General features: G+C 45.1%; 1 protein-coding gene. It reads right to left on the reverse strand.

The genetic code is table 11. The features are described 5' to 3' along the window. Positions 1 to 20: 20 nt before the first annotated feature. Positions 21 to 949 (reverse strand): ISAs1-like element ISPlu17 family transposase (locus SLS51_RS23030; RefSeq protein ID WP_323840812.1); only part of this gene is annotated, 929 nt, incomplete at its 5' end.

Genomic DNA, 949 nt, shown 5'->3' on the forward strand with positions numbered 1-949 from the left:
CAGGGCAACCGCATGAATGATTAAATATCACTCACATTAGCAAAACCCGCCTGTAATACTCGCTCCAAAAATTGGGTTTTCATCCATATTCGTCTACGTTTCGCTTTGATGCTTAATTGACTCGTTTCTTTTTTCAGCATGTTTAACGAAATACGTCGTAATATCGCGATATTTTCCGCCGCATTTTCACGGTAAATTTGACAATTATCTTCCTTAAACGTCACATCAAGCACCCAGTGAAGGTTATTCTCTATTTGCCAATGGCTGCGTACTGCCTGAGAAAATTGTTCTTCCGTCAGTCTGGCTGAACTGATGTAGTAACGGTACTCCAGACTGGGCAATTTGCCGTTTTCTTGCCTGTATCCGATTGTGATGCCCAGTGTTTTTAATCCCGCCCATTCCGGAAAATCGGTTTTGAATGTCTCGGCATTCAGCACATGGCTTTCTCTGATTTCCAGACGACCATGACCCCGTTCTATCCGCGCTTTTTCGGTTGTTAAGGGCAAAACGCGCTGGGCTTCCAGGGCTTTTTGAATGGCACGATGGAGACGTTTTTGGTTGTCTTTCACACTTAATAAATAATCCGCGCCGGCATCAATAATCTCCTGAGCAATCTGCGTTTGGCATCCCATCGCATCAATGGAAATCAGCGCGCCTTTCAGTTCCAATAACTTAATGAGTTCCGGGATTGCGGTAATTTCATTGGATTTTTTCTGAGTTTTAACCTGGCCGATGACCATTTTATTGGCTGTCGCATAAGCACTCACAAGGTGGAGCGCCGAACTGCGTTCTCCCGGGGCATAGGCACCCCGTAAAACTTTACCATCAATCGCCACTAATTCCCCCTGAGTGACCTGATGAACCGAACGCATCCAGTTGATAAAACAAAGATTAAATTGTTCCGGATTAATCCGTGAGAGAAGTCGGGCAATCGTGTCATCAACAGGGA

It is taken from the genome of Photorhabdus africana (genome assembly GCF_035181445.1).
In the GTDB taxonomy this organism is placed as follows: Bacteria; Pseudomonadota; Gammaproteobacteria; order Enterobacterales; family Enterobacteriaceae; genus Photorhabdus; species Photorhabdus laumondii.